Origin of the sequence: Streptomyces sp. NBC_01549, from assembly GCF_026339955.1 — a bacterium.
Lineage (GTDB): Bacteria > Actinomycetota > Actinomycetes > Streptomycetales > Streptomycetaceae > Streptomyces.
Map to the genome: position 1 here is coordinate 7,189,568 of NZ_JAPEPW010000001.1, position 25,702 is coordinate 7,215,269.

Consider the following 25,702-nt stretch of genomic DNA (forward strand, 5'->3'; position numbering starts at 1 on the left):
GCCGAGCGCGCCAGAACCGTCAGGTGGCCGCGGACGTCCGGGTGAACTCCCGGATGGCCCGGGCGAGTTCCATCGGACGGTCCAGGGGGACGAGGGTGTAGCTGTCGTCGATCTCGACCAGCCGTCCTCGCGGCAGCAGCGCGGCGAGGCGCCGGCCGTGTTCGGGCGGCATCACCCGGTCGTCGCGCGCCCAGACGACGAGCGCGGGGCGGTCGAAGGCAGGCAGCCGTTCGGCCGCGGCGAGCAGCAGACCGGTGTCCGCCGCCGCCGCGCGCAGTGTGCGTACGGCGTCGCGGCGGATCTCCGGCTGCTCGAGGACCGGCCGGATCCACCGCGCGGTGGCGGCGTCTCCCCGGAGGGTCAGCCACCCGAAGGCGACCGGCATGCGGCGCAGCGGCCGCAGCCGCATCTGACCCATGAACATCCCGAACAGCCGGGGCGGGAGCCTGCCGCTGAGGACGAGCGTCCGGCCCGTCAGCCCGGGCGGGAAGTTGTCGAAGGCGTCGCACGAGACGAGCACCACCGCCGCCACCCGTGCCGCACCGTCGCCCATCACGAGCTGGACGAGCGCTCCACCGGTGTCGTTGCCGACCAGGATGACGGCCCGCAGATCGAGGCGGTCGAGGAACTCCACGACCAGCCGGGCCACCCCGGGCAGCGACAGGTCGGCGTCGGCCCGCATTCCGTGCCGATGCGCCCCGAGCGGCAGGGTCGGCGCCACGCACCGGTGGTCGGCGGCGAGCTCGGCGATCGTCTCGTCCCACAGCGAGGCGTCCATCATCAGCCCGTGCAGCAGCACCAGCACGGGACCGTCGCCGCCCGTGTCGCGGTACGTGAGCGTCCCCGCCGACAGCTCGATCTCCCCCGTCGTCATCGACGCTCCCCGGAGGCGGTGGAGCCCACCGGGGAATCGAGCACAGGCCGGCGCCGGAACGACGGCTCCACGCCGGCCGCGACCTCCGGCAAGGGTGCGGTGAACGCGACGGAGACCTGCCGACCCGTCAACTGCTCGCTGATCGAGTCGAATCGGCGCGGCCGACCACCGCTCTCACCGAATCCGAATCCGCGACTGCCACCACTGCTGAAACGGACCTTCTCCTCCCCGGACACTGGATCGGTCACGTCGTTCATAAGAGCCTCCTGAGGGCGTCTGCCGCGTCTTCGCCGAGCGTCTGCGTCCAAGAGGGTTCGTGAGGGCTCCGGTGTGACATCGCCGCGACATCCCGTTCCTGGACCTCGGACGCGTCAGCGCGGCCGACGGCCGCCCGGGCGAACCGGGTCGGGCGCGGTCAGGTCCAGGAGGACCTTGGAGGCGACGGCCCGGTCGTGGGCGATGTCGAACGCGGCGCGGGCCTCGGCGAGCGGGAAAGTGTGCGTCACGACCGCGTCGACGGGCAGCCCCTGGGCCAGCAGAGCGATCGCAGAGGTCGTCGACGTCGCCCCGGCGGCCGGCCGGTGTGCGGCCGCGGACCCAGGCGCTGAACTCGTCGTCGGCCACCAGGGCCGAGGTGAGTTCGGTGGCGAAGTAGCCGGGTCCGATGCCGTTGACCTGGATGCCCAGCGGGCCCAGGTCGGCGCACATTCCCTTGGTGAGCATCTTCAGGCCGCCCTTGGTGGCGGAGTAGGCGGCGATACCGGGCCGGACCGCTTCGCTCTGCAGCGAGCAGATGTTGACGATCTTGCCCTGGCCTCGGGGCGCCATGCGCCGTGCGACCTCGCGTCCCACGAGGAAGGCACTGGTGAGGTTGGTGTCGAGGAGGCGGTGCCAGTCGGCGTCGGTGAACTCCAGGAACGGGCTGCGGTGTTGGACTCCCGTGTTGTTCACCAGGATGCCGATCGGTCCGATCTCGTCCTCGATACGGGCGATGCCAGCGGTGACGGCCGCCGAGTCCGTCACGTCGAAGGCGGCCGTGCGTACCCGGTTCCCGAACGAGGTCGCGAGCTCGGTAGCGGTCGCCTGCAGGGCGGTGGTGTTCCGTCCGTTGAGGACGACTGTGCAGCCGGCCTCCAGCAGGCCCTTGGCCAGCGCCCTGCCGATGCCGCGGCTGGAGCCGGTGACCAGGGCGGTCGGCGAAGTCCTCGTCGTTCTCGATGCGGCTGCCGTCCGGCGTCAACTGTCCAATGGTGCCTCGGCAGTTCACGAGGAGGTAGAAGCCGCCGTCGTCGACGGACGTCCTCACCGAGGCCTGCGAACGCATTGCGACGGCCTGCGCCGCACTGACCTCCGCTCCTTCCGCCGTTCCCTCCGCCTGAAAGGTCATCATGATCCGCGTCAGCACGAAGTTCGACCGGCCGGAACCCGCCGCGGTCGAGCGACTGAGCGCCTTCTCCTCGGCGACCATCCACGAGGCACAGGGCCGACTCGGGGCGCTGGACTCGGCCATCAAGCCGGTCGACCACCGGATGTCCCTGTGCGGCCCCGCCTTCACCGTCCAGTGCGCCCCACGCGACAACCTCATGCTGCAGACCGCCATCGCCTACGCCCGCCCGGGGGACGTCGTGGTCGTGTCCGCCGGCGCCTACGAGGAGGCGGGCTCCTTCGGAGACGTCCTCGCCAACGCCTGCCAGGCCAAGGGCCTCGGCGGCCTGATCACCGACACGGGTGTCCGGGACACCGAGGACCTGCGCGCCCTGGGCTTCCCCGTCTTCTCCCGCAGTGTGTCCATCAAGGGCACGGTCAAGGAGACCGTCGGACCGATGTGCGAACCGGTCACCGTCGGCGGCGTGCTCGTCCGTCCCGGCGATGTGATGCGGGCCGACGCCGACGGCGTGGTCGTCGTCCGCCGCGAGGACGTCGCCGAGACGGTCGCCGCCTCACAGGATCGGGTCGACGCCGAAGCGGGGTACATCGCGGCGTACCGGGCGGGCAGGACGGTCGTCGAAATCTGCGATCTCGCGCCGCTTCTCGCGGCCAAGGGGCTGGTGATCGACGACAGGGCTTAGAACCTGTCCGGCGGATCAACATCGGAGGGAGGCGACAGCGCCGAATCAGCACGGGTGAGCTGTCGCCGGGAGGTGCGCGCCCGGCCCCTCGGGCGCCTCCCCGTCGACGAGCAGGCTCCGCGCACCGACCTTCCCCACCTCTGCCGTCGTCCGCGAAACGGCGTTGTCAGTGGTCGCCACTATGTTCAGTCGTGTCCGGCCGAAGTGGCGCGGAAGTCCCCTCTGATGCATAGGAGATGGTGCGTTGTCGGATTGGGAGAGGTCGAGCGCGGCACGGGTGACAGCGCCCGCGCGGCCGCGGAAACTCGCCAAGGTGCCCTTCGTGGAGCTGGCCGACGGACGCCTCCAGGGCGTGGTGTCCAGCGGCTCCGACATCGAGCGGGTCTACGTCTCGTCGGTCGCGGCCGGCACCTACGGGTTCGCCTGCAGCACCAACAACAACCGTCCCTGTGGTGGTGCGCGGAGCATGTTCTGCAACCACATCCGGGCCCTCATCAACGAGGCGGTGCTGCAGTACGGCGCCGAGCGCGTCGCCCGCTACCTGAGGGTCGAGCTCGCGGACGGTGAGCCGAGTGGACAGACCATCGCCCACGTCATGGGCAACACCCGGCCGGCGCAGGGAGACACCAAGGCCGCCGCGCCCGTCTTCAGCCGGTTCCTGCGCCACCTGGCCTATCTGGAACTCGCCCCGACCACCGCACCGTTGCCGGAGATGCAGTGGTTCCCGCCGACCAGGGCGGTGGAGATGGCGGTGCCCCCGCGCGAGCTCGGTTCGAGCGTGGGGGAGGGCGCGGACCTGCTCTGCGACACCATCCCCGGGCTCGACGAAGCGCTGGCGGCCGTGGACGCCTTCGACCAGGTTCTCGTCGCGGGTCTGCTCCGTCCGCAACCCTCCCAGGCCGCCGGTCTGACCGAGCTCGCGCACGCCGTCGCGGGGACACCACTGGCCGCCAGGGTCCTTGAGGCGGCGGAGAAGGCGGCGGCCGGAGCGGCGGGCGAAGACCACTTCGTCGCCCTCGCCGCCGCCCGCACCGCACTGCTCGGTTCCGTCCACGACGCACTGATGACCCGCGTCACGGAGGTGACCGGTCGCCCCCGCGGTGCGGAGACCGTCCCGGCGGCCGACGGGCAGCAGGCGGTGAACCTGCTCGCCGCCGCCCGCGCCTGGCTCTGCGACCTCGCGCGCGCCGGATGGCAGGGAATGGACCACGAGGTGGTCTCCGGGGCGGCGCAAGTCGTCTCCGCGATGCTTCCGGACCCGTCGCTGCGCCGACTGGCGACGCTTCTCGACGGCTTCGCCGCCGAACTGGCCGCGTCCTGCCCCGGCTCCGCCCTGAAGAGGATCCCGGCACGCCGCTGGGGCGACCTCTGGGCACGCGGGATGCTGCTGACGCTGCCCGGTGCCGCCGACGCGCCGACGCCGGGCAGCGCCACCGGCCGTCTGCTGCCCCTGGGCGTCGACCTGCAGGAACACGCGACCGCGGCACAGGCCCAGGTCCACGCGGTGTTCGAACCCGCCGACGGCTCCGCGCCCGGCCTGGTGCGCGCCAGCGTGTCGGTGCCCAAACCCGACACGGTCGTCGGAGCCGGCCTCTGGCAGCTGCTGCGCCCACACATGTCGCTTCTGGCAGCCGTCGGCGAAGGCCGCTCGATGGAGCTCACCGACATGCCGGTCACCGCCGAGGGCGACCTGATCTGGAGCGACGAGCACGCCCGTCCGAGCGAGCCCGCCGACGCCTTCACCACCGCCCGCGTCGCCCTGTCCACCGCCGCCGACCCGGCGACCGCACCGCTGGACCGGCACCCGACGCGCATCGCCGCCCCCGTGTTCCTGGAGGGCTACGCCACCCAGAAGGACGACGAGACACTGACGTTCACGGTCGCCGGACACGCTTTCGCCGTCGACACCGACCGCGTTCCGACCGCCGGCCCGCTGACCCCCGAGGCCGTCGAGACCTCGAACGCCTGCATAGGGCTGCTCCGCTGGGACGCCGGAACGTATCGCGTCCAGCCCCTGGCCGTGGAGACGACCGTGCGGAAGAAACCTGTCGCGCTCCACGCCGGGGCATGGGCCGGGGGCACGACCGACAAGGTCGGCGTCAGGGCCGAGAAGGCCGCCACCGACACCGTGGCCGTGCTGCGGGAGCGCGCCGGAAGGCTGCTGCGGAAATGACCGACGCGACGACCCCGACCCACCCCGAGGTGGACCCCCACGACAACCGCCGTCAGGTTCTGTACTGGCGGCTCCTCGCCCGGCTCTTCGACCACGAGGAGCAGGCCACGCTGGAGTCGGCGAGCCTCGCCGTCGTCGAGGACATCGGCCTGCCGCCCGCGCTGCTGGACCCGGGCGCCTCCGTCGACTCGATCGTGCAGCGCCATCCGGAACTGGCCGCCGAGTTCGACGGTCTGATGGTGCCCGAGACCGACGACGAGGCGCAGGACCGGTCCGCCGAAGTACGGCGCGCGGCACTGGTGTCGAAGGTGCTGCTCAACGTCTTCGCCGCCGGCTCCGGCACGGTCAGCGCCGGACAGCTGGCGCGCTGGCAGTCCGACGCGGGCTGGCTGGAGCGCGCCCTCGGCTGCAAGCCGGGCGAACTGCGCGGCGGCCGCCCGGGGGCGGGGTCCGGGGCGGGCGCCGCTGGACCCGGGGTCAGCCCGACCGGCACCGGCGGCCCGGGCACGACCCCCGACCTCAGCCGGCTGATTCCGGCGATCGGCCCGGAACTCGGCGCGATCGAGGCCGACCTCGTCAAGCGCATGCGCCTGCGCGAGGTACTGGCCGACCCCAGGCTCGTCGCGCAGCTGACCCCGAGCATGTCGCTCATCGAGCAACTGCTGCGGGACAAGAACAACCTCTCGGGCGCGGCCCTGGCCAACGCCAAGTCCCTGATCCGCCGATTCGTCGACGAGGTCGCCCAAGTGCTGCGCACCCAGGTGGAGAAGACCACGGTGGGCGCACTGGACCGCTCCGTCCCGCCCAAGCGGGTGTTCCGCAACCTCGACCTCGACCGCACGATCTGGAAGAACCTCACCAACTGGAGCCCGGAGGAGGAGCGGTTGTACGTCGACCGCCTCTACTACCGGCACACCGCGCGCAAGACGACGCCCCAGCGGCTGATCGTCGTCGTGGACCAGTCGGGCTCGATGGTCGACTCGATGGTGAACTGCACCATCCTGGCATCCATATTCGCCGGGCTGCCGAAGGTGGACGTCCATCTGATCGCGTACGACACCCAGGCGCTCGACCTCACACCATGGGTGCACGATCCCTTCGAGACCCTGCTGCGCACCAACCTCGGGGGTGGCACCGACGGCACGGTCGCCATGGCCCTGGCACAGCCGGAGATCGCTGAGCCCCGCAACACCGTCGTGGTGTGGATCTCCGACTTCTACGAATGGCGGTCCGAGTCGCTGTTCGACAGCATGGCCGCCATCCACCGCTCGGGAGCCAAGTTCATCCCGGTCGGCTCGGTGACCAGCTCCGGACGCGGCAGCGTCAACCCGTGGTTCCGGGAGCGCTTCAAGGACCTCGGCACGCCGGTGCTCTCCGGCCACATCCGCAAGCTCGTCCACGAGCTCAAGACGTTCCTCGCGTAGGCGTTCCGCCCGCTCGGTTACTTCTCACTTACCTGTTTCCCGTTCAGAAAGGCTCTGTGATGTCCGAACTGCTGCGCGCCCCCGCCGAGATCAAGTTCGCCGAGGAACTGGACTGGCTGGAGTCCGTCGACGACAACCCCAAGCCCTTCTCCTGGCGGCTGTCCCCGAAGATGGTCCGTCTGTTCATCCTGGGCTCCGAGCGCTCCGACGGCCTGGACCGGGAGATCTCGCAGAAGTGGTTCGGCGACCGCAGTTTCGTCGAGCGGTCCATCGTCACGCTGGCCTCCGACCGTGGTCTGCTGCTCATCGGCGACCCCGGCACCGGCAAGAGCTGGCTGGCCGAGCTGCTGTCCGCCGCGATCTCCCGCAACTCCACGCTGGTGGTCCAGGGCACGGCCGGTACCACCGAGGACCACATCAAGTACTCCTGGAACGTGTCCATGGTCATCGCCAAGGGCCAGTCGAGGGAGTCGATGATCCCCTCGCCGATCATGACCGCGATGGAGACCGGCGCCATCGGCCGTTTCGAGGAACTCACGCGGTCCACCAGCGACGTGCAGGACGCGCTGATCTCGATCCTGTCCGAGAAGTACATCTCGGTCCCCGAGCTGGACAGCGACAACATCGTCTTCGCGCAGCCCGGCTTCTCGATCATCGCCACCGCCAACAGTCGCGACCGGGGTGTCAACGACCTGTCCTCGGCGCTCAAGCGCCGCTTCAACTTCGTACGCATCCCCGTGGTGACGAACAAGAAGAGCGAGGCGGAGATCGTCCGCTTCCGCACCGAAGAACTGCTGGGCCGCCACCAGATCGAGCTGGACGTGCCGCCGACCCTGCTCGACGTGCTGCTGCAGAGCTTCGCCGACCTGCGCGCCTCCGCCGCCGCGGCCGGCAGTGACGACGAGAAGCTGGAGTCCGCGCTGTCCACCGCCGAGCAGATCGGCGTGCTCGAGGACGCGATCCTGCACAGCAACTTCTTCGGCGAACGCGCCCTGACCGCCCACACCCTGGCCTCCTCGCTCGTCGGTTCACTGGCTCGACGCGAGCCCGAGGACCTGGCCATCCTCAACAAGTACCTGCACGGCGTGGTCGAGCCGCGCAGCAAGGAGGAGGGCGGATCCTGGCCGGAGTTCCTGGAGGGCGGCCGCGACGCGATCGCCACCCTGTCATGAGCGGCACGCACGAGAGCACGCAGGACGGGACCATGAACGGCGCACACCAGAGCACGCATGAGGGCACCTTCGAAGCGCTGCGCGCGCAGTTGCAGGGGGCCGCCACGACGCTGGCCGACGGGCCCGACGCCCTGGAGGGCATCCTCCTCGGCATCGTCGAGGACGTCGACCGCGCGGTGCGCGAGCCCCTGGAGATCTTCCCCGTCTGCCACCACTCGCCCGCCTCGGCGCTGGCCATGGCACGCCGGCTGCGGGAGAAACAGCCGAAGGTCGTGTACCTGGAGCTGTGCGAGGACATGGCGCCGCTGCTGACCGAACTGCGCAACTGCCGGCTCCCGGTGGCGGTCCAGGCCTTCGCGACCGAGATCGACGGCTTCCCGGCCGAGTGGTCCCCGCTGTCGGTGGTCGCACCGATCACCGAGGCCTCCGCCGAGTACCAGGCGATCGCCTACGCACTGGACACGCCCGGCGTCGAACTGGTCCTCGTCGACCGTTCCTCGGACCACGTCTTCCAGTGGGACGCACGCGGGACGCACGCCGGCGAGGTCGCCCACCCCGACGCACCGCCCGTCGAGGAGGAGGCCGCGCTGCACGGCGACGCGGTCGGCGTGGAGATCGGCGACCTGCGCCCGCGCTTCGCCGAACTGGAGGAACACCTGCTGCGGAACGGCAGGGTCCGGCACTGGTCGGAGTGGTGGCACCAGTACGTCGAACTGCCGCTCGGCGACAGCGACCACGACACCTACCGCCAGGTGATGCTCCTGATCGGCAGCCTCTTCCGGCGCCTCGCACCCGGCGACCCGCACCGGGTGCGGGTGGACGAGGACCGTGAGCGCTACATGTGGACCAGGATGCGCGAGCATCTGAACGCGACCGGCACCGATCCCGACGACTGCCTGTATGTCTGCGGAGCCTTTCACGCGGCCAGCAGGGTCGAGGAGTTCGGTGTCCAAGGCACCGACAGCTTCGAGATCGCCCCGCGCAGCGCGACCAAGTGGCAGCACGGGCTGATCCCGTCCAGCCACGCGGCGATCGAGGCGCAGTTCGGTCTTGCCGCCGGTTCGGTGTCGATCGCCGCGACCGTCTGGGCGAAGAACGTCAGCCGCACCCGCGTGAAGCCCTACCGCCTGGCGGGACAGGCGGGAGCGAAGAAGTCGAGGGCGAAGAAGACCGTCGCCGCGGCGGCTCCGGTACCGGCGTTCCCGCCCGCGGACAAGCTGACCGGCTTTCTGCGTCGGCCGCCCGTCCTCGACCGGCTGGACGAGGACGAACTGCTCGGCTGGTCCGTGGAGATCGTGCGCGCTGCGCGCCGCAACGGCTACCTTGCCTCCACCGCCGACGCCATCGCCGTGTTCGAGACGTCGATCCTGCTGGCCGGGATGCGCGACCGGGCCAGGCCGACTCCGTACGACTTCCAGGACGCGGCCGTCACGTGCATCGAGAAGGACACCGTGCCGGGCCGGCGCGATGTGCGTCGGCTCGTGGAGATCATGATGGGCGGCGACCGGGTCGGCCAGGTCGGCTACGACGCGCTGCCACCGCTGGCGCGCGACGTGCACGACCGGCTCGCGCCGCTGCAGCTGAAGCTCCAACAGCGGGGTGTGCAAAGGGCGTTGCTGAACATAGCCGCCCAGCCGGAACTGGAGCGGTGCTCCGACGTGTTGTGGATGCTCCGTCATCTGATGCCCCAGGGCGCCGCACGGCCGATCATGGGCGAGCGGAAGTTGGGGGAGCGGTCGATCCAGGAGTCGTGGGACCTGGCGCTGGGCACCCACCAGCGTGCGCTCATCGAGCTCGGCTACGAGGGCGTCAGCATCGAACAGGTCCTCGAACAGCGTCTGCGCCGGACGGCGTACGAACCGCAGGCCACCACGGCGACGGTTCTGGGCACCGTCGAGGACGCGACGCTGTACCTGCGCAGCCGCCGCCTCGCGGACGAACTGGGCACCCGTGCCCTGGAGGTGCTGGCGACCGAACGCAGCGTCGACGGCGCGCCGGAGGTGCTGCGCCGGGTGCGCCGGCTGCTGGCGTACTACCGCACCAGCGAGCCGACGCTGCCGCCGTGGATCGAGTCCTTCGTCAAGACCGGGTACGCGCACTATTGCACCCTGCTGCCGACGGCGTTCACCGACGAGGACGCCACGGTCCGCCACGTGGCGGCGATGCTGGGCTTCCTGTTCAGCATGGAGAGCCTGGCGCTGTCGCTGGGCTGCGACCGGACCCAACTGGAGCTGGCCGTCGGCCAGTCGCATCCGGCGGACCCCGCGAAGACGGCGCTGTTGTGGGCGGCGCAGACACAGCTGGGGAGGCTCTCCCGCGCGGACCTTCGGGCGAGGTGCGACGAGCTGCTGGGCAACCCCCTGGTGGTGCCCGCCTATCCGCGCTACCTGAGCGGCTTCGTACAGGCCCTGGAGCCCGTCCCGGCCCTCACCGACTTCGTCGTGGAAGCGGTGTCGAACGCTTTCGGACGGCTGCCGGACCCGGTGCTCCTGCCGTGGCTGCCCACGCTGATCAGCACGCTGCGATCGAGCGGCATCGAGCTGGCCCCGCTGCTGATCCGGGAGGCCGGACGGATCTTCCCCGGCCGGTTGGCGGCGCTGGACGCGTGGGTGCCGCCGTGGCGGGCGGAGTCGGCGCCGCAATCCCTGCCCTCGGCGCGGAGCGCGGGCGACCGCCGCGGTGTCGCGCTGCTCGCCGCCCACCCCGCGACGTGCGACGCGGTGGCGAGTCTGCTGGGCTGCGACGGTACGTGGCGGACGGCGGCCCCCGTCCCGTCCGGGGCTGGGTCAACGACAAGGAGGGGTGGCCCAGAGGCGGACGTCGCGGATCGCGCGCACAGGTCATCGCCGACAGCAAAGCCTCCGCACTGACCCACCTGGCCGCGAGGGCGGGCCTGAACGTCACACTGCTCCCGTCACCCCGAACCGCGCCGCGAGCACCGCCGCGCCGATCGTCCGATAGCCGTCCGGCCGTTCCTGGCCGACCGTCAGCAACTGGCGTGACAAGCGTGAAACCTCCTGTAGACGGCACCGAGGGGTCACCGAACCGGGGTGCCTGACGGTGCCTGACGCGGGCGGCACCATCATGCAGGGCGAGGGTGGGAACGGGCCAGGGAAGGCCAGTCCTGCCACTGTTTCACAGGAGATCGCACAGGGGCGCACCGGACCGGCGAAGCGGGGCGGCGCCCGTACGCCTGCGGACGACCAAGGGGGGCTGCCCAGACAGGGGCGAGGTTTCAGGTGGCACGCTCACTCCCTGATTCTCGCCCCGTGTGTGATCCGGTGCCCGGCGAAGCGATGATCCGGCGCAGCCGTGGATGAGCCGGTGCGCCGGGAGTCGGCGGAACTTTTCGGGACGGGAGCGTGCCGGGACGGCTCTCTCCAACGTGCCAGGGCGGCCGGCCCCGAAGAGGGCGTCCCATCGCATGACCTGGCCTGAGCGAATAATATTTCCCTGTCTGTGCGGTTATTTCTTGATCGTCCTATCCTGCTACCAGGAGGACCTGGGCAGTCGACGGGCCGGTCCTGGGCCGGCGGGAAGCGAGCTTCCATGACTGAGCGGTTGAGCAGGATGGGGTTGATCGGTGAAATGGCGGCCGAGTTCTGCGGCACCATGATCCTCATCCTCTTCGGTTGCGGCGTGGTGGCCCAGGTGGTGGCCGGCGGAGCGCTCACGACTCCACCGGGCGGTCTCGGAAACCACGACAGCATCTCCTGGGCGTGGGGCCTCGGCGTCACCTTGGGTGTCTACGTCGCGGCACGGCTGAGCGGTGCCCATCTCAACCCCGCGGTGACCGTCGCCCTGGCCGCGTTCAAGGGCTTCCCGTGGAGCAAGGTGGCGCCCTACGCACTGGCGCAGACAGCCGGCGCCTTCGTAGCGGCCCTCCTCGTGCGGTGGAACTACACCGAAGCGCTGGCGAAGGCCGACCCCGGTCACACCTTCAAGACGCAGATCGTGTTCTCCACGCTCCCCGCCAACGGCAACCCGAATCTGCCGGTCTACGAGTGGGGCGCGTTTCGCGACCAGGTCATGGGTACCGCCATCCTGCTACTGCTGATCCTGGCCATCACGGACATGCTCAACACACCCCCTGGCGCCAACATGGCCCCGTTCATCATCGGCCTGGTCGTCGTGGCCATCGGCATGGCCTGGGGTACCAACGCGGGCTACGCGATCAATCCGGCACGTGACTTCGGCCCCCGTCTGGCCAGTTTCCTCACGGGGTACGGCGGAGCATGGCGAGATCAGTACGGGAACTTCTACTTCTGGGTGCCGATCCTCGGTCCACTGGTCGGGGGTCTGGTCGGCGCGGCCCTGTACAAGTTCTTCGTCGGCCGGTTCCTGCCGACGGCGGAGCCGGAGCCCCCGGGACGCGTCCCCGCCCCCGGGGACTGACATCAAGGTCCGGTCGTCGGGACGGCCGGTTGTCGGATCAGGCGTGGGCGGACGTCTGCGCGCGGACCAGATCGAGCAAGCCGGGAAAGCGACTCTCGAGTTCGGCCCGGCGGAGCATGACCTTGCGGCTGTTGCCGTAGTCGATCTGTCGTATCAACCCGGCCTCCCGCAGGACCCGGAAATGGTGCGTGAGCGTCGACTTGGACACGTTCAGGGCGAATGACGCACACGTCCGCTCGATGTCCTCGCCCGTGGCGCAGAGATCCTCGATCACCCGACGTCGGTGAGGATCCGCCAGCGCGGCGAAGACCGCGCCGAGGTCCATCTCTTCGACGTCAGGGTGGCCTTCACTGTCCGGCATGACCATTCCTCCCCAATCCCTGATCCATCGTAGCTGGACGGGCCCCGGGTGGCCCGGCTGGGCGCCAGTCCGAGAGGCCCACGCAGTGCGGTTCTGCTTATGGCCTTGAAAAGCAGCCGCAATGGCGTTGAGGGAATCCCCTGATCAGCCCGGTAATTGACAGTCTTGGACGGTGCGGGGCCCGGATTGCTTTACGTTCGGGATGCGCCTACCCATAGGTACGAAAGATTTCTTACCTACTGTTTGCGGGTCGTCTCGGCCGCGCAGAAAGGTGTTTCTCGTGGAGTTCGAGAACCAGACCGCTCTCGTCACTGGCAGCACGTCCGGCATCGGCCGTGAGGTGGCGCTCCTACTGGCCGAGAAGGGCGCGTTCGTCATCGTCTCCGGCCGCAATGCCGCCAAGGGCGCGGACACCGTCTCAGCCATCGAGGCCGCCGGCGGCAAGGCCAGGTTCGTCGCCGCGGACCTCAGCGATCTGGATTCGGTCCGGAACCTGACCGACGAGGCCGGTGAGGTGGACATCCTGGTCAACAATGCCGGCACCTACCCGTTCGCACCCACCCTGGAGCAGGGTCTGGACACGTTCGAGACCCTGCTCCGGACCAATGTGCGAGGCACGTACTTCCTCACCCAGGCGCTGGCCGCCAAGATGGCGGCCAAGGGTTCCGGCAGCGTCGTCAGTGTCACCACGGTCGCCGGTCTGGCCGGCATCGCCGGCACGTCCGTCTACGGCGCGTCGAAGGCCGCGGTGGACTCGTTCACCCGCGCCTGGGCCGTCGAGTTCGGCAGCAGCGGAGTGCGCTTCAACGCGGTCGCCCCCGGCCACACGAAGACCGACAACGTGACGGACATGATCGGCGGGGACGACTTCGAGAGGGGATCGCGCTGGATGCGCTGTCCGGACTGGAGTGGGTGGCCTTTCCCCGTTCGGACAGTCCCGCCTGGTACGACGAGCTGACCGCGATCCTGCACAGCCACGGCCTTGATCCAGGAGCGCGGCCACCGGAAGGGCAGCGGCTCATCGCCGAAGTGAAACTGGCGGCCGTCGCCGCCGGACACGCCTTCGCGTGCGCTCCGCCGTACTGGTCGCAGCCCCTTCCCGACGGTGTGGCGTGGTCACCGCTGGTCGGTCACCCTCTCATCCGCCGGACCTGGGCGGTGTGGCCGACCGACTCGCGACGACAGGATCTGGGCCGCCTCATTGCCGCGTTCGAACAACCGTCCAGTGACTGATTCACGGCAGTGGGACAGGGCCCTGCCTGGGCGGACACTCGCTCAGACGGCGCTGCGACCACCGTCGACGGGCAAGATCGCGCCCTGCACGAAGCTGCTCGTCGCGTCGTCCGCCAGGTACACGATCGCCGCCGCGATCTCCGCGGCGGACGCCGGCCGTCCGGCGGGCGCCTGGGCGGCCAGGCGCCGCAGGTCCTCCTCGCTCTGGGCGGTGGTCTCGGTCCGGGTGGGGCCGACCTGTACGGCGTTCACCCGCACCCCGCGCGGGCCGTATTCGGCTGCCCACGCCTTCGTCAGCAGGTTCAGCGCCGCCTTGCTCGACCCGTACAGCGCCATTCCCGAGTAGCCGAGCACGGCCGCGACGGTGCTCACGTTGACGATCGCTCCGCCACCCCGGTCAGCCATCCCCGGGGCCAATTCGGCCACCAGGTAGAAGGGGGCCTTGACGTTGAGGGCGTGTACGGCGTCGAAGAGGCTCTCCTCCATGTCCTCGGTCGGCCCGAAGGGGTAGATGCCCGCATTGTTGACCAGCACGTCGACCCGGCCACCGCCCAGCCCGAGCGCGTCCTGCGCCAGTTGTCGCACTCCCTGGGTGTCGCGCAGGTCGGCGCCCACGAAATCGGCCTTCCCGCCGCGCTTTTGGATCGCGCTCACCACATCCTTGCCGCGGGCGCTGTCGCGGCCTGCCACCAATACGTGTGCACCCCGCTCGGCCAGCGCTTCCGCTGTGGCCGAGCCGATGCCGCTGGTCGCCCCGGTGACGAGTGCGACCTTCCCTTGCATCGATGCAGACGCCATGACCGGATCCTTCGTCGACGATGAGGTACGCGGTCAGCGGCCCCGAAGTGGCCATGGACGTGACACACAGCCGAGTGGACGTATGCACCTCGGCCGCGCCCCGAGCGGGGTACTTCACGCCATCCTTTTGCGGCGGCCCCCATGATGGTCGCCGCACTTCCACAGCATCACCTCCGGCCGCGCGCCGCAACCGGTGCTCCGCACGTGGTCCAGGCGGCAGGCGGCAGGCGGCAGACGGTCGGTTATACCGGCTATCGCGACGGCCTATGGCCGGCGCGGAATCCCCCTGAATGAGCCGACGCTGTACCCCATTGCCACCCGATGAGTTGGCATGGAATCCGGCCCGAAAACCGTCATCGGTTTTGGCGCGCCAGGTCCGTATCGACCATCTGCAACTTCCAGGGCGGAGTGAACAAACTATGGGACTGTCACGGCAGCTGTAGTTCGTGACTCGTGAGGTTCCTGTCATGCGATGGCCACTGCTGTGACGTTGTTCCAGCGGCGGTGGCAGGCCGTCGCGCGATGCTGGTGTCGGCGACGCCAGTTCGACCAGCGCAGGGCGTGTGCCGGATCGGTGTCCTGGCGGGGCCTTGGCAGGGCGAAGACCCGCAATAGCGCGAGGAGTTCGCGCGGGCTGACGGGCACCATGGCCAACTCGTCGTCGGAGTTGGCGGGGTGGGCGCGTTGCCGCTCGTGGAGGGCGCCGACGGCCAGAAGTGCGTAGGCGATCATTGACATGAGGCTCCAGCGGTGCCAGGACGTCCAGCAGGTGACCTGGCCGGTGTCGAGGTGGGCCAGGCCCTTGGCTCCCTGGAAGTCCTCCTCGACCCGCCACCTGCGGCAGACCGCGCTGACCAGCACCGATATCGGCTGCGGGTCGGGGTGCCAGGTCCGGTAGAAGGAAAGGGTGCCGGTGCGGCGGTGGCGTCGGACCAGGACCTGGCTGTGCCCGGCGGCCTGTCCGGGCGGCGCATCGTCGGGGTTCACGTCGATCATCGCCCAGTCGTAGAGCCGCTCGGCCTTGGTGCCATGGCCGGTCCTCAGCCGCATCCAGGCCCGCTTCGGCACCCGCTCCAGCAGCGCGGTGACCTTCTTCTTCCCGGCGCCCGGGGTGGTGACCCGGTGGCTGGTGGGTACCGCGATCGCGTAGCCGTAGCCCAGCGCACGGATCCGCGCACGCAACTCCCGTCCACCGTAGACCTCGTCGGCGGCCACCCACGCGGTGTGCACCCCCGAGGCGTGGGCGTCCTCCAGCATGTCGCCGGCCAGTTGCGGCTTGGTGGCGAACACCCTCTCGTCGGGCACCCCGACCAGCTCACGGCGCTCGTCGTCCGCCGCCCATGCCTCGCCCAGGTACAGCCGACGGTCGACCAGCGCGTGCCCCTCGGCACTCACGTAGGAGAGGTGTACCGCGACCTGGCACAGCCCGATCCCGCCCAGCGCCCCGGAGTACTGCCGGGCCGCGCCGACCGCGTCGAGGGACGACTTCTCATCGCCCGTCTCGTCCACCACCAACATCACCTCCCTCTCGCCGAGTTGCTCCACCGTCCAGGCCGCGACCGACCGGCGGACTGCCTCGGTGTCGAAGCGGGCCCTCGACAAGAAGTGCTGCAGGACATGCGGACCGCTGTGGCCGATCGCCTCGGCCAACGACCAGCAGTTCGCCGATTCCTTGACCATCAGCAGCCCAGAGACCATGTTCCGGCAGGTCAGCCGGGTCTCCCGGCGCGGGAAGCAGCTCGCGAACCGGCCCATCAACCCCTCGAACAACCCGTCCCACCCGGCGTGTACTACCGTGGCCTGCGCGGCCACCGCTTCTTGATTCTTCGTCACACAAGATCACGATGCCGGTGGCCGTACCCCTGCCGCAGGCACCCCACCCACCACGCTGGCCAGCGGCGATGCCTCACGCCTCACGAACTACAGCTGCCGTGACTGTTGGACGGCAAGGTTGCCCTGATCACTGGTGGCACGTCCGGGATCGGCCGGATCAGCGCGCTTCTGTTCGCGCAGGAGGGCGCGAGGGTGGCCATCACCGGGCGGCGGGAGGACGCGGGCCGGGCAGTGGTCGAGGAGATCACGCGGGATGGCGGCGAGGCGCTGTTCATTCAGGCCGACGCCACCGACTTCGGTGGAGCGCGGGATGTGGTGAGGCAGGTCGTCGCTCGCTTCGGCAGGCTTGATGCGGCCTTCAACAATGCCGGCACCGCAGCGGTCGGCCCGCTCACCGAGCTGGACGAGAAGGCCTGGGACCATCTCGTGGACGGCAACCTGAAGGGCTCTTTCTTCTATCTGCAGGCCGAGGCCGACCAGATGAAGCGACAGGCTGAGGGCGGGGCCATCGTTTTCAACGGATCGGTGTTCGCCGAGCTCGGCACCCCGGGCATCTCCATCTACAGCGCCAGCAAGGGCGGCGTCGCCGCGCTGGCACGCGCGGCAGCGGTGGAGCTGGGGCCCGACGCGATTCGTGTGAACACCGTGAGCCCGACCATCATCCGCACACCGCTGACCGAGGGCGGAATCACAAGGACGGAGGACGGATCCGAGTACCACCCGCACGGGGAAATGATCCCCCTCGGCCGTATCGGTGAGGCGGACGAGGTTGCCCAGGTGGTGCTCTTCCTCCTCTCCGACCGGGCCTCCTTCGTCACCGGACAGTCGGTCATGGTGGACGGCGGACAGAGCGTGAACTGAGTGTCGGCGCCCGGTGACCTGCTCGAACAGGACACCGGGCGCCAGGCTGCAGACCCCCGCGGGGAACCGCTGACAGGCGACAGGCGGCAGTTGAACACGTGGGCCCACCAGTGCCCCAAGTCCCGCTCGGACGGGCCGAGACGGGATGCGTGCGGCGGTACGGCTGCTGTTGTCGGCGATTCGATGACGCTGTTACGCTGCGTTCGCGTCCTCGAGCGCAAAAGGAGGTGGGAACCGTGAGCCGACTGACTCTCATGTGCTCCCACCCCGTTCCGAGGGCGCCGAGGATCTGAACGGGAGCGCGTCGCTGCCCGAAAGGACCTCTCACATGACCGATCTGGTCATTCGCCACCTCGCCGTAGGCGAGGAAGCACTTTTCGAGTCTCTGCCCGATCCCGGTCTGGTCGGCTTTGCCGCTTTCGGCGACACCTACAGTGGGATGGCCGCCGCCGGTGAATACCGTCCCGAGTGGACCTGGGTGGCCCTGCGCGACGGCGTCGTCGTCGCGCGTGCCGCATGGTGGGCCGGGCCGAAGGACGCCAACCCGCTCGCCCTGGACTGGTTCGACTTCACGGACGCCGATGCGGCCGCACTACTGCTCCGCACCTCACCGCTGTACGCCCAGTACTCCCTCAAACTGCCGCCCGGCTGGCGCGACATCCCCGCGGTCCGTGGGCAGGCCCAGGCCCGGATCGACGCGGCCGTCGCCGCAGGTCTGTCCCCTCTGGTCGAGCGCTTTCGCTATCGCTGGACGCCGGACTGCGGCGTGCCCGCGCGCCCGGGCCGCCTCGAATTCCGTACCGAGCCCGACGACGCGGCGGTCCTCGACGTCTTCCGCCGTATCCACCAAGGCAGTCTTGACGTCCATGTGCGCCGCACCATCGCCGCATCCGGGCTGGAGGCGGCCGCCCAGGAAGAGCTGGACTATTTGCGCTGGTTGCCGAGCCCGCGCGAGTGGTGGCGCCTGGCCTACAACCCCGCCGGGGAGCTCGTCGGCCTGAGCATCCCCGGCCGCCACTACGGCGACCCTCTCATCGGCTATATCGGCGTGGTGCCCGAGCACCGCGGCCACGGATACGCCTATGACCTGCTCATCGAGGCCACGCACATGCTCGCCGACGAGGGCGTGGACCGTATCGTGGCCGGGACGGACCAGACCAACGTCCCGATGGCCGCCCACTTCGCGAGGGCCGGATACCCGATCGCCCAGGAACGCATCGACCTGATATAGCCCAGCCGCAGTGACACCGGAAGCGGGTGCGGGACTCGGGCTGTGACAACCGAGTCCCGCACCCTCGTTCTTGTGTCACCGGATGTGCCCACTCCCGTACAGTCCGTGGTATCGACGCTTCGCTACGGCCGAAACCGGCGGTCGACCAGGAGAGGAAACATGGACACCGAAGCCAGCCCCGGCTCCCTTCCGTACGTTCCCGGAACGGGGCGGCCGGTCCCCGAAGCGGAGCCCGAACTCGTGGAGCGGTGGCGATCGGGGGGAGGCGAACTGGTCGAGCTGCTGTCCCAGGTGCGTGAGAGGCTCGGCGGCGTCGCCGCGTTCCGCCTCGGGCCGGCCCCCACCGTTCTCGTCACCGACCCGCAGGCGGTCCAGCATGTACTCGCCCGGCACCCGGAGCGGTACGTCAAGCGCTCCCACCGCGCCCGACTGCTGATCGGCGACGGCGTCCTCGCCGCCACGGGTGAGGCGTGGAAGCGTCAACGCCGCTTGTTGCAGTCCCAGTTCACCGGCACCGGGATGCGCCGCTACGAACGGCGGATCACCGAGGCCGCCCGGACCACCGCCGGGCGCTGGGACGGGTACGCCCGTACCGGGCAGACTCTCGACATCGGGCAGGAGATGCGCCGCTTCGCCCTGGACGCCATCTGGCGCTCTCTCACCGGCCACCCCCTCGACGACGGGACCGAACGCGAACTGGCCGCCGTGGCCGCCGTGGCGACCGCCCTCCCGACCCTGCCCGCCGATGCCACCGACGCCCAGGACGCCGTCGCCGCCGATCTCGCCCGGATCGACGCGGTTGCCCGGCACGCCATCGAGCGCCCGCGGCGGGGAGGCCGGCCCCGACGGCCCGGGCCTGCTGCACGTCCTGATCGACGCCGCCACCGAGCGCCCCGAGTACACCGACCGGCTGATCCGCGACGAGCTGGTCACGTTGCTCGTGGCCGGGCACGAGACCACCGCCACCACCCTGACCTGGCTCTGCCTGCTCCTCGACCAGCACCCCGCCGCCCGCGAACAAGCGCTCGCCGGCGGCGAAGGCTCAGCGCAACGCCGCCAGGCCATCCAGGCTCTGGTCCACGAGACGCTCCGGCTCTACCCGTCCGCCTGGATCCTGCCCCGCCACGCCGCCGAGGACGACACCCTCGCCGACTACGCCGTCGAGGCGGGCACGGATATCCTGATCTGCCCGTACCTCACACACCGCGATCCCGAACTGTGGCCGGAGCCAGAGCACTTCGACCCTGGGCGCTTCACCACCCCGGACGGCCGACCTGCCCACCCGGGTGCCTACTTCCCCTTCGGCATCGGTCCCCGCGCGTGCCTCGGTCTGCAATTCGCGCTCCGCGAATCGACCGTCCTGCTCGAACACCTGCTGCCGGTCCACACGCCGGCCTTCCACTCCACTCCCACGAAGGCGGTGTACGGGATCACCGTCCGCCCCGACGGCCCCACCCCCGCAACCCTGGTACCGACACTCACCTGAAGGACCGTGACGTCATTCTGGTCATTGATGGGGAGCAACGTTGCAACGCAACGGCCCGGCAACAGGCGGGCCAGTCACGGCTTTGATCAGCCAAAACGCCTACAGCGAGGGTGAGTTGGAGCAGTGGCAACAGGATTCGTCGTTGCGTCCGTCCCCTGATCACGGACCGCAACGGTTCCGATGTCCGCCATTCTGAGATTCCCCCTCTCGCGATCCGCTGGACGGGTGACAGGTCCTGTCGCTGTGCGGTGGGCCGAATGAATGGAGGCCTTGATGGACGGAGCACTGCTGTCCGTGAGAACGACCTTGGTGTTCCTGCTCGCACTACTCGTCGGCGCGACGGCAGGCGGGCTGACCGCACTCGCGGGTGACAGCACGCCGCGGGGCCTGCTCGCGGGCCTCGCCGCCGCCGGACTGGCGGTTCCCTTCTTCAACCGCCTCATCGACACCGAGGGCAGCGGGAGCCGGCAGCACCGGCACGCGGGTACCGGGGTCAGGGAGGGGGACGGAAATGGGTGAGCTGCGACCGCTGGGGCACGACCACCGGCGGTCCCGCCCAGGTGGCCCGAGGGGACAGTGGCCGAGGCGTCCTCCGCACACGCCGGCAACAACGGCAATGACGGGCAGCCGCGGCGCTTTCACCCGTGTCAACGAGGTGTGGCCCGAGCCGATCGCGGTGGTCGCCGAGCGTGAGACCGGACAGCTCCTTCGGGGCAGGCAATGTGATGGTCAGCGTGTCGGGCCCGGCACCTATCGTGTCGTCGTTCCAGAACGTGTCCGGGTTCCCGTCGATGGCGTTGTCGGCCACGTAGGTGCCCCACGACAACCGACCAGGCCGGCGGAGCGGGCAAGGGAACCGACCAGGCGGCCGCAGCTCCGGAAACAGTCATGGACAGCGCTACGGCGCTGGCTCCCGCCACCACCACTGCGCGTCGGCCTGGGCCTGGCTGCGGAGCCTGCTCGACACTCGGGCACATGCTGCCTCATCTCTAGAACACTGGTTGTTGAAACGATTCAATCCTGCGGGGTGAGGTGAAGTTATCGCAGAGCGTTCGCGTCGTACGGAGATCGCACAGGACGAGTCGCTCTTCGCGTAGGAATAGGCCTGCGTAACGCCTTGTCCTGGTCCGCCGGTTCGCCGCCCCTGGGCTTCTTGACCGGTGCCGGCCGTCCAACCTCTGGTGGGCGGTCGTCAGCGTCGTCCTATGCGGCGTCATTGTCTGCGCCCCCGGAACGATGGGCCGACGTCGGGCCCTCCGGCCGCACTTCCACGGTCAGCGCGTCGGGGTTGCAAGAGGCGACGTCGCAGGGACCGCGGGTGGAAAGCGCGTGTTCGCTTGGCTGGTGTGCGGTCTGCCGGATTGTCAGTGTTGCGCTTTATCGTGAAAGCCGCAGTGCTTTCAAGGGGGAGGGCGGCACGTCTTGGTAAATCTCGTCTGGCACACCAAGTTCGGCATCCACCTCGACCTGACGCTCGATGACCTCGGCCATCCAAACCTGCCGAACCTGTGGTCCATCGTCTACGACACCGACCGTCTCTATGCCGCACGCGATATCCCCGTCCGCGAGCGGGACCTGCAGTGCGGCGACATCTGCCAGGAGGCCGGCGTCACCGCCTGGATGTACTTGCGCCAGTGCGCAGACGGCCGACGCGAAGCGGTCCATGAACGCGCCGAAGACGAAGAACGCCACACCGTGCCCATGACGGCTGAGCATCGGGCCTACCAGGAGCGGATCGTGCGAGCCGCGGAGACCGGCGGGTTCAGCGCCGACTACGAGGTCCGCACCCGCACCGGCCGGCGCGGCTGGATCCAGACGGACACGCTCGTCCGGGGCGAAAGCGAACTGCGCATCGGCTGGGAAGTCCAGCTGTCGTCGGCCGACACCCACGGCCCCCGCAGCGTCCGCTCCCGAGCCACCAAGGCGGCCAGGCACGGCATCACCCCCGCCTGGCACACCGACCGCGCCGACTACGCCCGCCGCCACGACACCCGGGTCTCGCGGGCGACGAACTTCGGCGTGGGGGAGATCGTCACCGGGATTTCCGGAGGATGCCACGGCCTTCAGGCCGGGGAGGAATCCGGTGTCCCGCGGAGCGGGGCAGGGGAAGCCGGATCGCCGCCGGGCGGTCCGGCGTCCGTCCGGGGAGTGGCGAGGGCGGCCTCCAGGAGGTGGAGGATCTCGGAGTTGAGGGACCGCCGGTCCGCGGCGGCGCGGGCGGTCACCCGTTCGTGCAGGTCTGCCGGGATCCGGAGTGAGAAACGAATCATGACGTTATGTTGGCGGCATGGTGACACCCAGTGAAGCCGACGGGGCCGGGCGCGCCGGTACACGTACCGGCTTCGCGTGTCGTCGAGCGCCCGTACGGCGCTGGAGGCGGAGTGGGCACGGTGCCGGTGGATCTGGAACGAGTGCGTCGCCAAGTCCAAGACGGTCCACCTGCACAACAAGGCCACGGGGGAGAAGCGGACCTGTGGCCCGGCGCAGCTCGACCGGATGCTGACCCAGGCGCGGGAGCGTACGCCGTGGCTGCGTGAGGGCTCGTCGGTTCCGCAGCAGCAGATCATCCGGGACTTCGGCAAGGCGCGTGCGAAGGCGCAGAAGGACATCAAGGACCGGCTGCCGCAGCGGCAGAGGGCCGGTATGCCGGGGTGGAAGAAGAAGCGTGAGGCGGAGCCGACGCTGAACTACACCCGGCGCGGGTTCCGGCTGAAGAACGGCCGCCTGTGCCTGGCGGGTGGGATCGTGCTGAGGGTGGTGTGGTCGCGCAGCCTGCCGGGTGATCCCTCCTCGGTGCGCGTGTACCGGGACAGTGTCGGGCACTGGTACTGCTCGTTCGTGGTCCGAGCCGAGGTGCGTCCGCTGCCGGAGACCGGCCGGGTGCTCGGCGTGGACTGGGGCGTGAAGCAGACCGCGACCACCACCTCGGACGCGCACGACCTGCCGCACGCCCAGCACGGCCGCAAGGCGCAGGCCCGACTGACGCGTTACGACCGGATGATGGCCCGCCGTCGGCCGAAGAAGGGGCAGGCCGCCTCGAAGGGCTACCGCGAGGCGAAGAAGTGGCGGGCGAAGACCTACGCGAAGATCGCCCGGCAGCGGCAGGACACCGGACGCAAGTGGGCCAAACGCGTCGTGACCGACCACGACGCCATCGCCGTCGAGGACTTCAGGCCGAAGTTCCTCGCCAGGTCCTCGATGGCGCGCAAGGCGGCGGACGCCGCGATCGGCGCCACGAAGAAGGCCCTGACCGAGATGGGCCGCAAGCACGGACGGGACATCCGTCTCGTGCATCCTGCGCACACCACCATGGACTGCGCATCGTGCGGAGCGAGAACCAAGCACGCACTGCCGTTGTCCGAGCGCACCTACACCTGCACCGCATGTGGAATCGTCTCCCCCAGGGACAAGAACTCCGCCCGCGTGATGCTCGTCCGGGCAGGTCTGAACCCGGCTGGTGTCGAGGGCGTAAGACCACCGGGAGCGCTGCTCCCAGAGGCAGCCTGAGCCAGGAATCCCCGCTCAGCCCTGAAGAAAGGAATCCCCTTCCCTTCAGGGAGGGGAGCAGTCAATTCCCGCACCTGGGACCCGGGCCGGGGGTGTGACGCATCGCGTACGACGGTGAGTGGGCCGAGGACGCTCTCGGCCCAGGCGTGCACGGCGGCGGGCAGTGTCTTCGAGCCGGGCAGCGTGTCAGAGTCGGGCGGCGTCTTCGAGTCGAGCAGTGTCCTCGAGTCGGTCATGCCCCCACCTCGGTGCCCCGCAGGAGGTATCCGAGACGGAGGCGGCCACGGCGTCAACACCGTGCACGGCGGGCATCACCACGGCCTGAGGTGCGGCAGGGCGCTGTTCGAAGGCGGGTCGGGCAAGGGCGGGAGCGGGGATGGGATTCACGGTTCCTCCTACGGTGACGACGATGAGTGGGTGCCTCAAGAACGCACCTGATCAAGAAGCCGTCACGGGTGTAGGAGGGCGAATCCTCAGACGAAGGTTCGAGTGGGTGTGCTGGGCCTAGGGGACGCTGGGTGATGCGGTTGTGATGTGACGTTCGATCCACTCGTGCGAGGTGCGTCACTCGATCGAGGGATTGCCCTGGTCGGGCCGAGACGGCGAACCGCCTCGGGATGCCGACACGGTGCTGGTGAACGTCACCTGTCACTCGTGACCCGGGCGAGCCAGTCGATCAGGATGCGGTTGACGTCCTCGGGCCGTTCCTGCTGGATCCAGTGGCCGCAGTCGTCGAGGAGGTGGGAGGAGAGCAGACCGGGAAGAGTGGTGGGGTAGGCCGCGATCGCGTCGGCCAGCCAGGTGGTGGAGGCGTCCCGGCCGCCGCCGATGAACAGCGAGGGCTGGGTGACGGGCGCGCCGTCGTGGTCGGCCAGGTCCTCCCAGTCCCGGTCCATGTTCCGGTAGCGGTTCAGCGCCCCGGTCATCCCGGTCCGCTCGAACTCTCCCGCGTAGACATCGAGGTCGTGCTCGTCGAGCCAGTGAGGGAGCCGCCCGGCGGGGAAGCGGTCGCGCTGAGCGCCCCCGGGGCTCACGAAGTGGGGGTCCGGCGCGCCGGGTGCGGGCATGGTGTCGGCGGACAGTGCCGCGTACAGGCCCGCGAGCCAGCCGCGGACGTCGGGCTCGATCTCGGCCTCGGCCCTACCGGGCTCCTGGAAGTAGGAGACGTAGAACTCCTCGTCCCCGCCCATCTGCGCGAAGATCTCGCTGGGACGCGGGCCGCCGCGCGGGGCGTAGGGCACGCTGAGCAGTCCGACCGCCCGGAACACGTCGGGGCGGACGAGGGCGGAGACGGCGGCGATGTTCGCGCCCCAGTCGTGCCCGACGACGATGGCGGACTCCTCACCCAGGGCTTCCACCACGGCGACGTTGTCCTCCACCAGCTCGAGGATCCGGTACGCGGTCGGCGCCTCTGGCTTGGAGGAGCGGCCGTAGCCGCGGACGTCGAGGGCGACCGCTCGGTAGCCGGCCTCGGCGAGCGCGGGAAGCTGGTGGCGCCAGGAGTACCAGGACTCCGGAAAGCCGTGAACGAGCAGGACCAGCGGGCCGGTTCCCTGCTCCACCAGATGAGTCCGCCCGGCGGGTGAGGGGACAAGACGGTGGATAAGGTCTGTTGCGGACGACTGCGGCACGGATCCTCCCAGGGGGCTCAACGCGTGGCCGTCGCGGCGAACAGGCCGCGCGGCCCGTTCGCCACGCGGCCTCCGGTACTACCGCCGATCATGCGGCGGTCGGCGTGGCGCGGGCCAAACCTGTTGCCGATTCGGCAAAACCGGTCCCGGCCATGGGGCGCGTCGGTGATCGGTTCGGAGACGACGGGCGTGCGGGCAGGTTCGCCGCCGAACCGATCCGCGAGCGCCTCGCACGGCTCACGGACCGCAGGCCCTAGCCGCCCTGTGCGGCGGCGCGGCGTTGCCGTTTGCCGAGTGGGGCCTGGGACAGGTCCTCGGCCTTCGACCTGAGGTTCTTGTAGCCGTAGCCGCGCTCGGTCAGCCACGCTTCCGCGGCGGCTTCGGCGCGCTCGGTCGCCTCCAGGATGTCCTCCTCCGCCTCTCCCGAGTCCTGGAACCGGAAGGTGAAGGCAGGCCGGGCCGCGAGGTCGTAGCTGAGGTGTCCCTCGGGGGTGAAGGCGGCGTGCAGCACGTCGTGCTCGGACGAGCGGGCCAGGAGCTCGGCGCGTTGATCCGCGCCGAGCCCGTCGAAGACGCCGCGGACGGTGACGCGGAAGGTACGTGTGCTCATCCGGCGAGCCTAACCAGCGGGTTCGCCGGGACACCACCGCGTTT

23 protein-coding genes and 3 pseudogenes are annotated in these 25,702 nt (G+C 69.8%); 15 read left to right on the plus strand and 11 right to left on the minus strand.

The window, feature by feature from the left end; all coding sequences use genetic code 11:
* Positions 1 to 19 precede the first annotated feature (19 nt).
* The 4 genes and pseudogenes from OG819_RS32165 to OG819_RS32180 form a co-directional block, all read right to left on the minus strand.
* Entirely contained in the window at positions 20 to 874 is an 855-nt protein-coding gene (locus OG819_RS32165) for an alpha/beta fold hydrolase (RefSeq protein ID WP_266621824.1), read from the minus strand.
* Positions 871 to 1,131 carry a hypothetical protein gene (locus OG819_RS32170; RefSeq protein WP_266621823.1) on the minus strand — a complete coding sequence of 87 codons (261 nt, stop codon included), beginning with the start codon at positions 1,129 to 1,131 and terminating at the stop codon, positions 871 to 873. The genes OG819_RS32165 and OG819_RS32170 overlap by 4 nt, the downstream gene beginning before the upstream one ends.
* Before the next feature lie 114 nt (positions 1,132 to 1,245).
* A complete protein-coding gene (locus OG819_RS32175; RefSeq protein ID WP_266621821.1) occupies positions 1,246 to 1,380 on the minus strand; it encodes a hypothetical protein in 135 nt (44 codons plus the stop codon).
* 43 nt (positions 1,381 to 1,423) lie between these two features.
* Positions 1,424 to 2,062: pseudogene (locus OG819_RS32180) on the minus strand (SDR family NAD(P)-dependent oxidoreductase); the annotation flags it as partial.
* 200 nt (positions 2,063 to 2,262) lie between these two features.
* On the opposite strand from OG819_RS32180, the gene OG819_RS32185 reads away from it, so the two are divergent.
* From OG819_RS32185 to OG819_RS32215, 7 genes and pseudogenes are all read left to right on the plus strand, one after another.
* Complete coding sequence (locus OG819_RS32185; protein ID WP_266652085.1) at positions 2,263 to 2,943, plus strand: 4-carboxy-4-hydroxy-2-oxoadipate aldolase/oxaloacetate decarboxylase; 681 nt, start codon at positions 2,263 to 2,265, stop codon at positions 2,941 to 2,943.
* Between the two features lie 244 nt (positions 2,944 to 3,187).
* Positions 3,188 to 3,685 (plus strand): annotated as a pseudogene (locus tag OG819_RS32190) (hypothetical protein); the annotation flags it as partial.
* A gap of 3 nt (positions 3,686 to 3,688) precedes the next feature.
* The gene (locus OG819_RS32195; RefSeq protein WP_266652902.1) at positions 3,689 to 5,116 is read left to right on the plus strand and encodes a hypothetical protein; all 1,428 of its coding nucleotides are present in this window, start codon (positions 3,689 to 3,691) and stop codon (positions 5,114 to 5,116) included.
* Positions 5,113 to 6,540 carry a VWA domain-containing protein gene (locus OG819_RS32200; protein ID WP_266652087.1) on the plus strand — a complete coding sequence of 476 codons (1,428 nt, stop codon included), beginning with the start codon at positions 5,113 to 5,115 and terminating at the stop codon, positions 6,538 to 6,540. The genes OG819_RS32195 and OG819_RS32200 overlap by 4 nt, the downstream gene beginning before the upstream one ends.
* A 59-nt stretch (positions 6,541 to 6,599) precedes the next feature.
* Positions 6,600 to 7,712, plus strand: coding sequence for an AAA family ATPase (locus OG819_RS32205; RefSeq protein WP_266418272.1), 1,113 nt, complete (start codon positions 6,600 to 6,602; stop codon positions 7,710 to 7,712).
* 32 nt (positions 7,713 to 7,744) lie between these two features.
* The gene (locus OG819_RS32210; RefSeq protein ID WP_266652904.1) at positions 7,745 to 10,582 is read left to right on the plus strand and encodes a DUF5682 family protein; all 2,838 of its coding nucleotides are present in this window, start codon (positions 7,745 to 7,747) and stop codon (positions 10,580 to 10,582) included.
* Positions 10,583 to 11,261: 679 nt separating this feature from the next.
* Positions 11,262 to 12,107, plus strand: a complete 846-nt coding sequence (locus OG819_RS32215) for an MIP/aquaporin family protein (protein WP_266418304.1) — start codon at positions 11,262 to 11,264, stop codon at positions 12,105 to 12,107.
* 37 nt (positions 12,108 to 12,144) lie between these two features.
* Here OG819_RS32215 and OG819_RS32220 read toward each other — a convergent pair whose 3' ends face one another.
* Positions 12,145 to 12,468, minus strand: a complete 324-nt coding sequence (locus OG819_RS32220; protein ID WP_266652089.1) for a helix-turn-helix domain-containing protein — start codon at positions 12,466 to 12,468, stop codon at positions 12,145 to 12,147.
* 280 nt (positions 12,469 to 12,748) lie between these two features.
* On the opposite strand from OG819_RS32220, the gene OG819_RS32225 reads away from it, so the two are divergent.
* The gene (locus tag OG819_RS32225; protein WP_266652091.1) at positions 12,749 to 13,426 is read left to right on the plus strand and encodes an SDR family oxidoreductase; all 678 of its coding nucleotides are present in this window, start codon (positions 12,749 to 12,751) and stop codon (positions 13,424 to 13,426) included.
* Positions 13,381 to 13,701 carry a LysR substrate-binding domain-containing protein gene (locus tag OG819_RS32230; RefSeq protein WP_266621788.1) on the plus strand — a complete coding sequence of 107 codons (321 nt, stop codon included), beginning with the start codon at positions 13,381 to 13,383 and terminating at the stop codon, positions 13,699 to 13,701. Before OG819_RS32225 ends, OG819_RS32230 begins: the two co-directional genes overlap by 46 nt.
* A gap of 42 nt (positions 13,702 to 13,743) precedes the next feature.
* On the opposite strand, the gene OG819_RS32235 is transcribed toward OG819_RS32230, so the two are convergent.
* Positions 13,744 to 14,499 carry an SDR family oxidoreductase gene (locus tag OG819_RS32235; protein ID WP_266652093.1) on the minus strand — a complete coding sequence of 252 codons (756 nt, stop codon included), beginning with the start codon at positions 14,497 to 14,499 and terminating at the stop codon, positions 13,744 to 13,746.
* 465 nt (positions 14,500 to 14,964) lie between these two features.
* Positions 14,965 to 16,332, minus strand: a complete 1,368-nt coding sequence (locus tag OG819_RS32240) for an IS701 family transposase (protein WP_266647750.1) — start codon at positions 16,330 to 16,332, stop codon at positions 14,965 to 14,967.
* A gap of 105 nt (positions 16,333 to 16,437) precedes the next feature.
* On the opposite strand from OG819_RS32240, the gene OG819_RS32245 reads away from it, so the two are divergent.
* From OG819_RS32245 to OG819_RS32265, 5 genes and pseudogenes are all read left to right on the plus strand, one after another.
* Entirely contained in the window at positions 16,438 to 17,193 is a 756-nt protein-coding gene (locus OG819_RS32245) for an SDR family NAD(P)-dependent oxidoreductase (protein ID WP_266652095.1), read from the plus strand.
* 328 nt (positions 17,194 to 17,521) lie between these two features.
* Entirely contained in the window at positions 17,522 to 18,424 is a 903-nt protein-coding gene (locus tag OG819_RS32250; protein ID WP_266652097.1) for a GNAT family N-acetyltransferase, read from the plus strand.
* A gap of 159 nt (positions 18,425 to 18,583) precedes the next feature.
* Positions 18,584 to 19,084, plus strand: a pseudogene (locus tag OG819_RS32255) (cytochrome P450); the annotation flags it as partial.
* 139 nt (positions 19,085 to 19,223) lie between these two features.
* A complete protein-coding gene (locus OG819_RS32260) occupies positions 19,224 to 19,910 on the plus strand; it encodes a cytochrome P450 (protein WP_266652099.1) in 687 nt (228 codons plus the stop codon).
* A gap of 273 nt (positions 19,911 to 20,183) precedes the next feature.
* A complete protein-coding gene (locus OG819_RS32265) occupies positions 20,184 to 20,429 on the plus strand; it encodes a hypothetical protein (RefSeq protein WP_266652101.1) in 246 nt (81 codons plus the stop codon).
* Positions 20,430 to 21,287: 858 nt separating this feature from the next.
* Here the strand turns inward: OG819_RS32265 and OG819_RS59150 are convergent.
* Complete coding sequence (locus OG819_RS59150) at positions 21,288 to 21,602, minus strand: hypothetical protein (protein WP_266652103.1); 315 nt, start codon at positions 21,600 to 21,602, stop codon at positions 21,288 to 21,290.
* 371 nt (positions 21,603 to 21,973) lie between these two features.
* Positions 21,974 to 22,180 (minus strand): Arc family DNA-binding protein, encoded by a 207-nt coding sequence (locus OG819_RS59155; protein WP_327136478.1) that lies wholly within the window; start codon positions 22,178 to 22,180, stop codon positions 21,974 to 21,976.
* 76 nt (positions 22,181 to 22,256) lie between these two features.
* On the opposite strand from OG819_RS59155, the gene OG819_RS32280 reads away from it, so the two are divergent.
* Positions 22,257 to 23,417 carry a transposase gene (locus OG819_RS32280; RefSeq protein ID WP_266652109.1) on the plus strand — a complete coding sequence of 387 codons (1,161 nt, stop codon included), beginning with the start codon at positions 22,257 to 22,259 and terminating at the stop codon, positions 23,415 to 23,417.
* A 641-nt stretch (positions 23,418 to 24,058) separates the two neighbouring features.
* Here the strand turns inward: OG819_RS32280 and OG819_RS32285 are convergent.
* Together OG819_RS32285 and OG819_RS32290 are read right to left on the minus strand one after the other, a co-directional pair.
* The gene (locus tag OG819_RS32285) at positions 24,059 to 25,048 is read right to left on the minus strand and encodes an alpha/beta hydrolase (protein WP_266652111.1); all 990 of its coding nucleotides are present in this window, start codon (positions 25,046 to 25,048) and stop codon (positions 24,059 to 24,061) included.
* A gap of 253 nt (positions 25,049 to 25,301) precedes the next feature.
* Positions 25,302 to 25,658, minus strand: a complete 357-nt coding sequence (locus tag OG819_RS32290) for a DUF6204 family protein (RefSeq protein ID WP_266621783.1) — start codon at positions 25,656 to 25,658, stop codon at positions 25,302 to 25,304.
* Positions 25,659 to 25,702 lie beyond the last annotated feature (44 nt).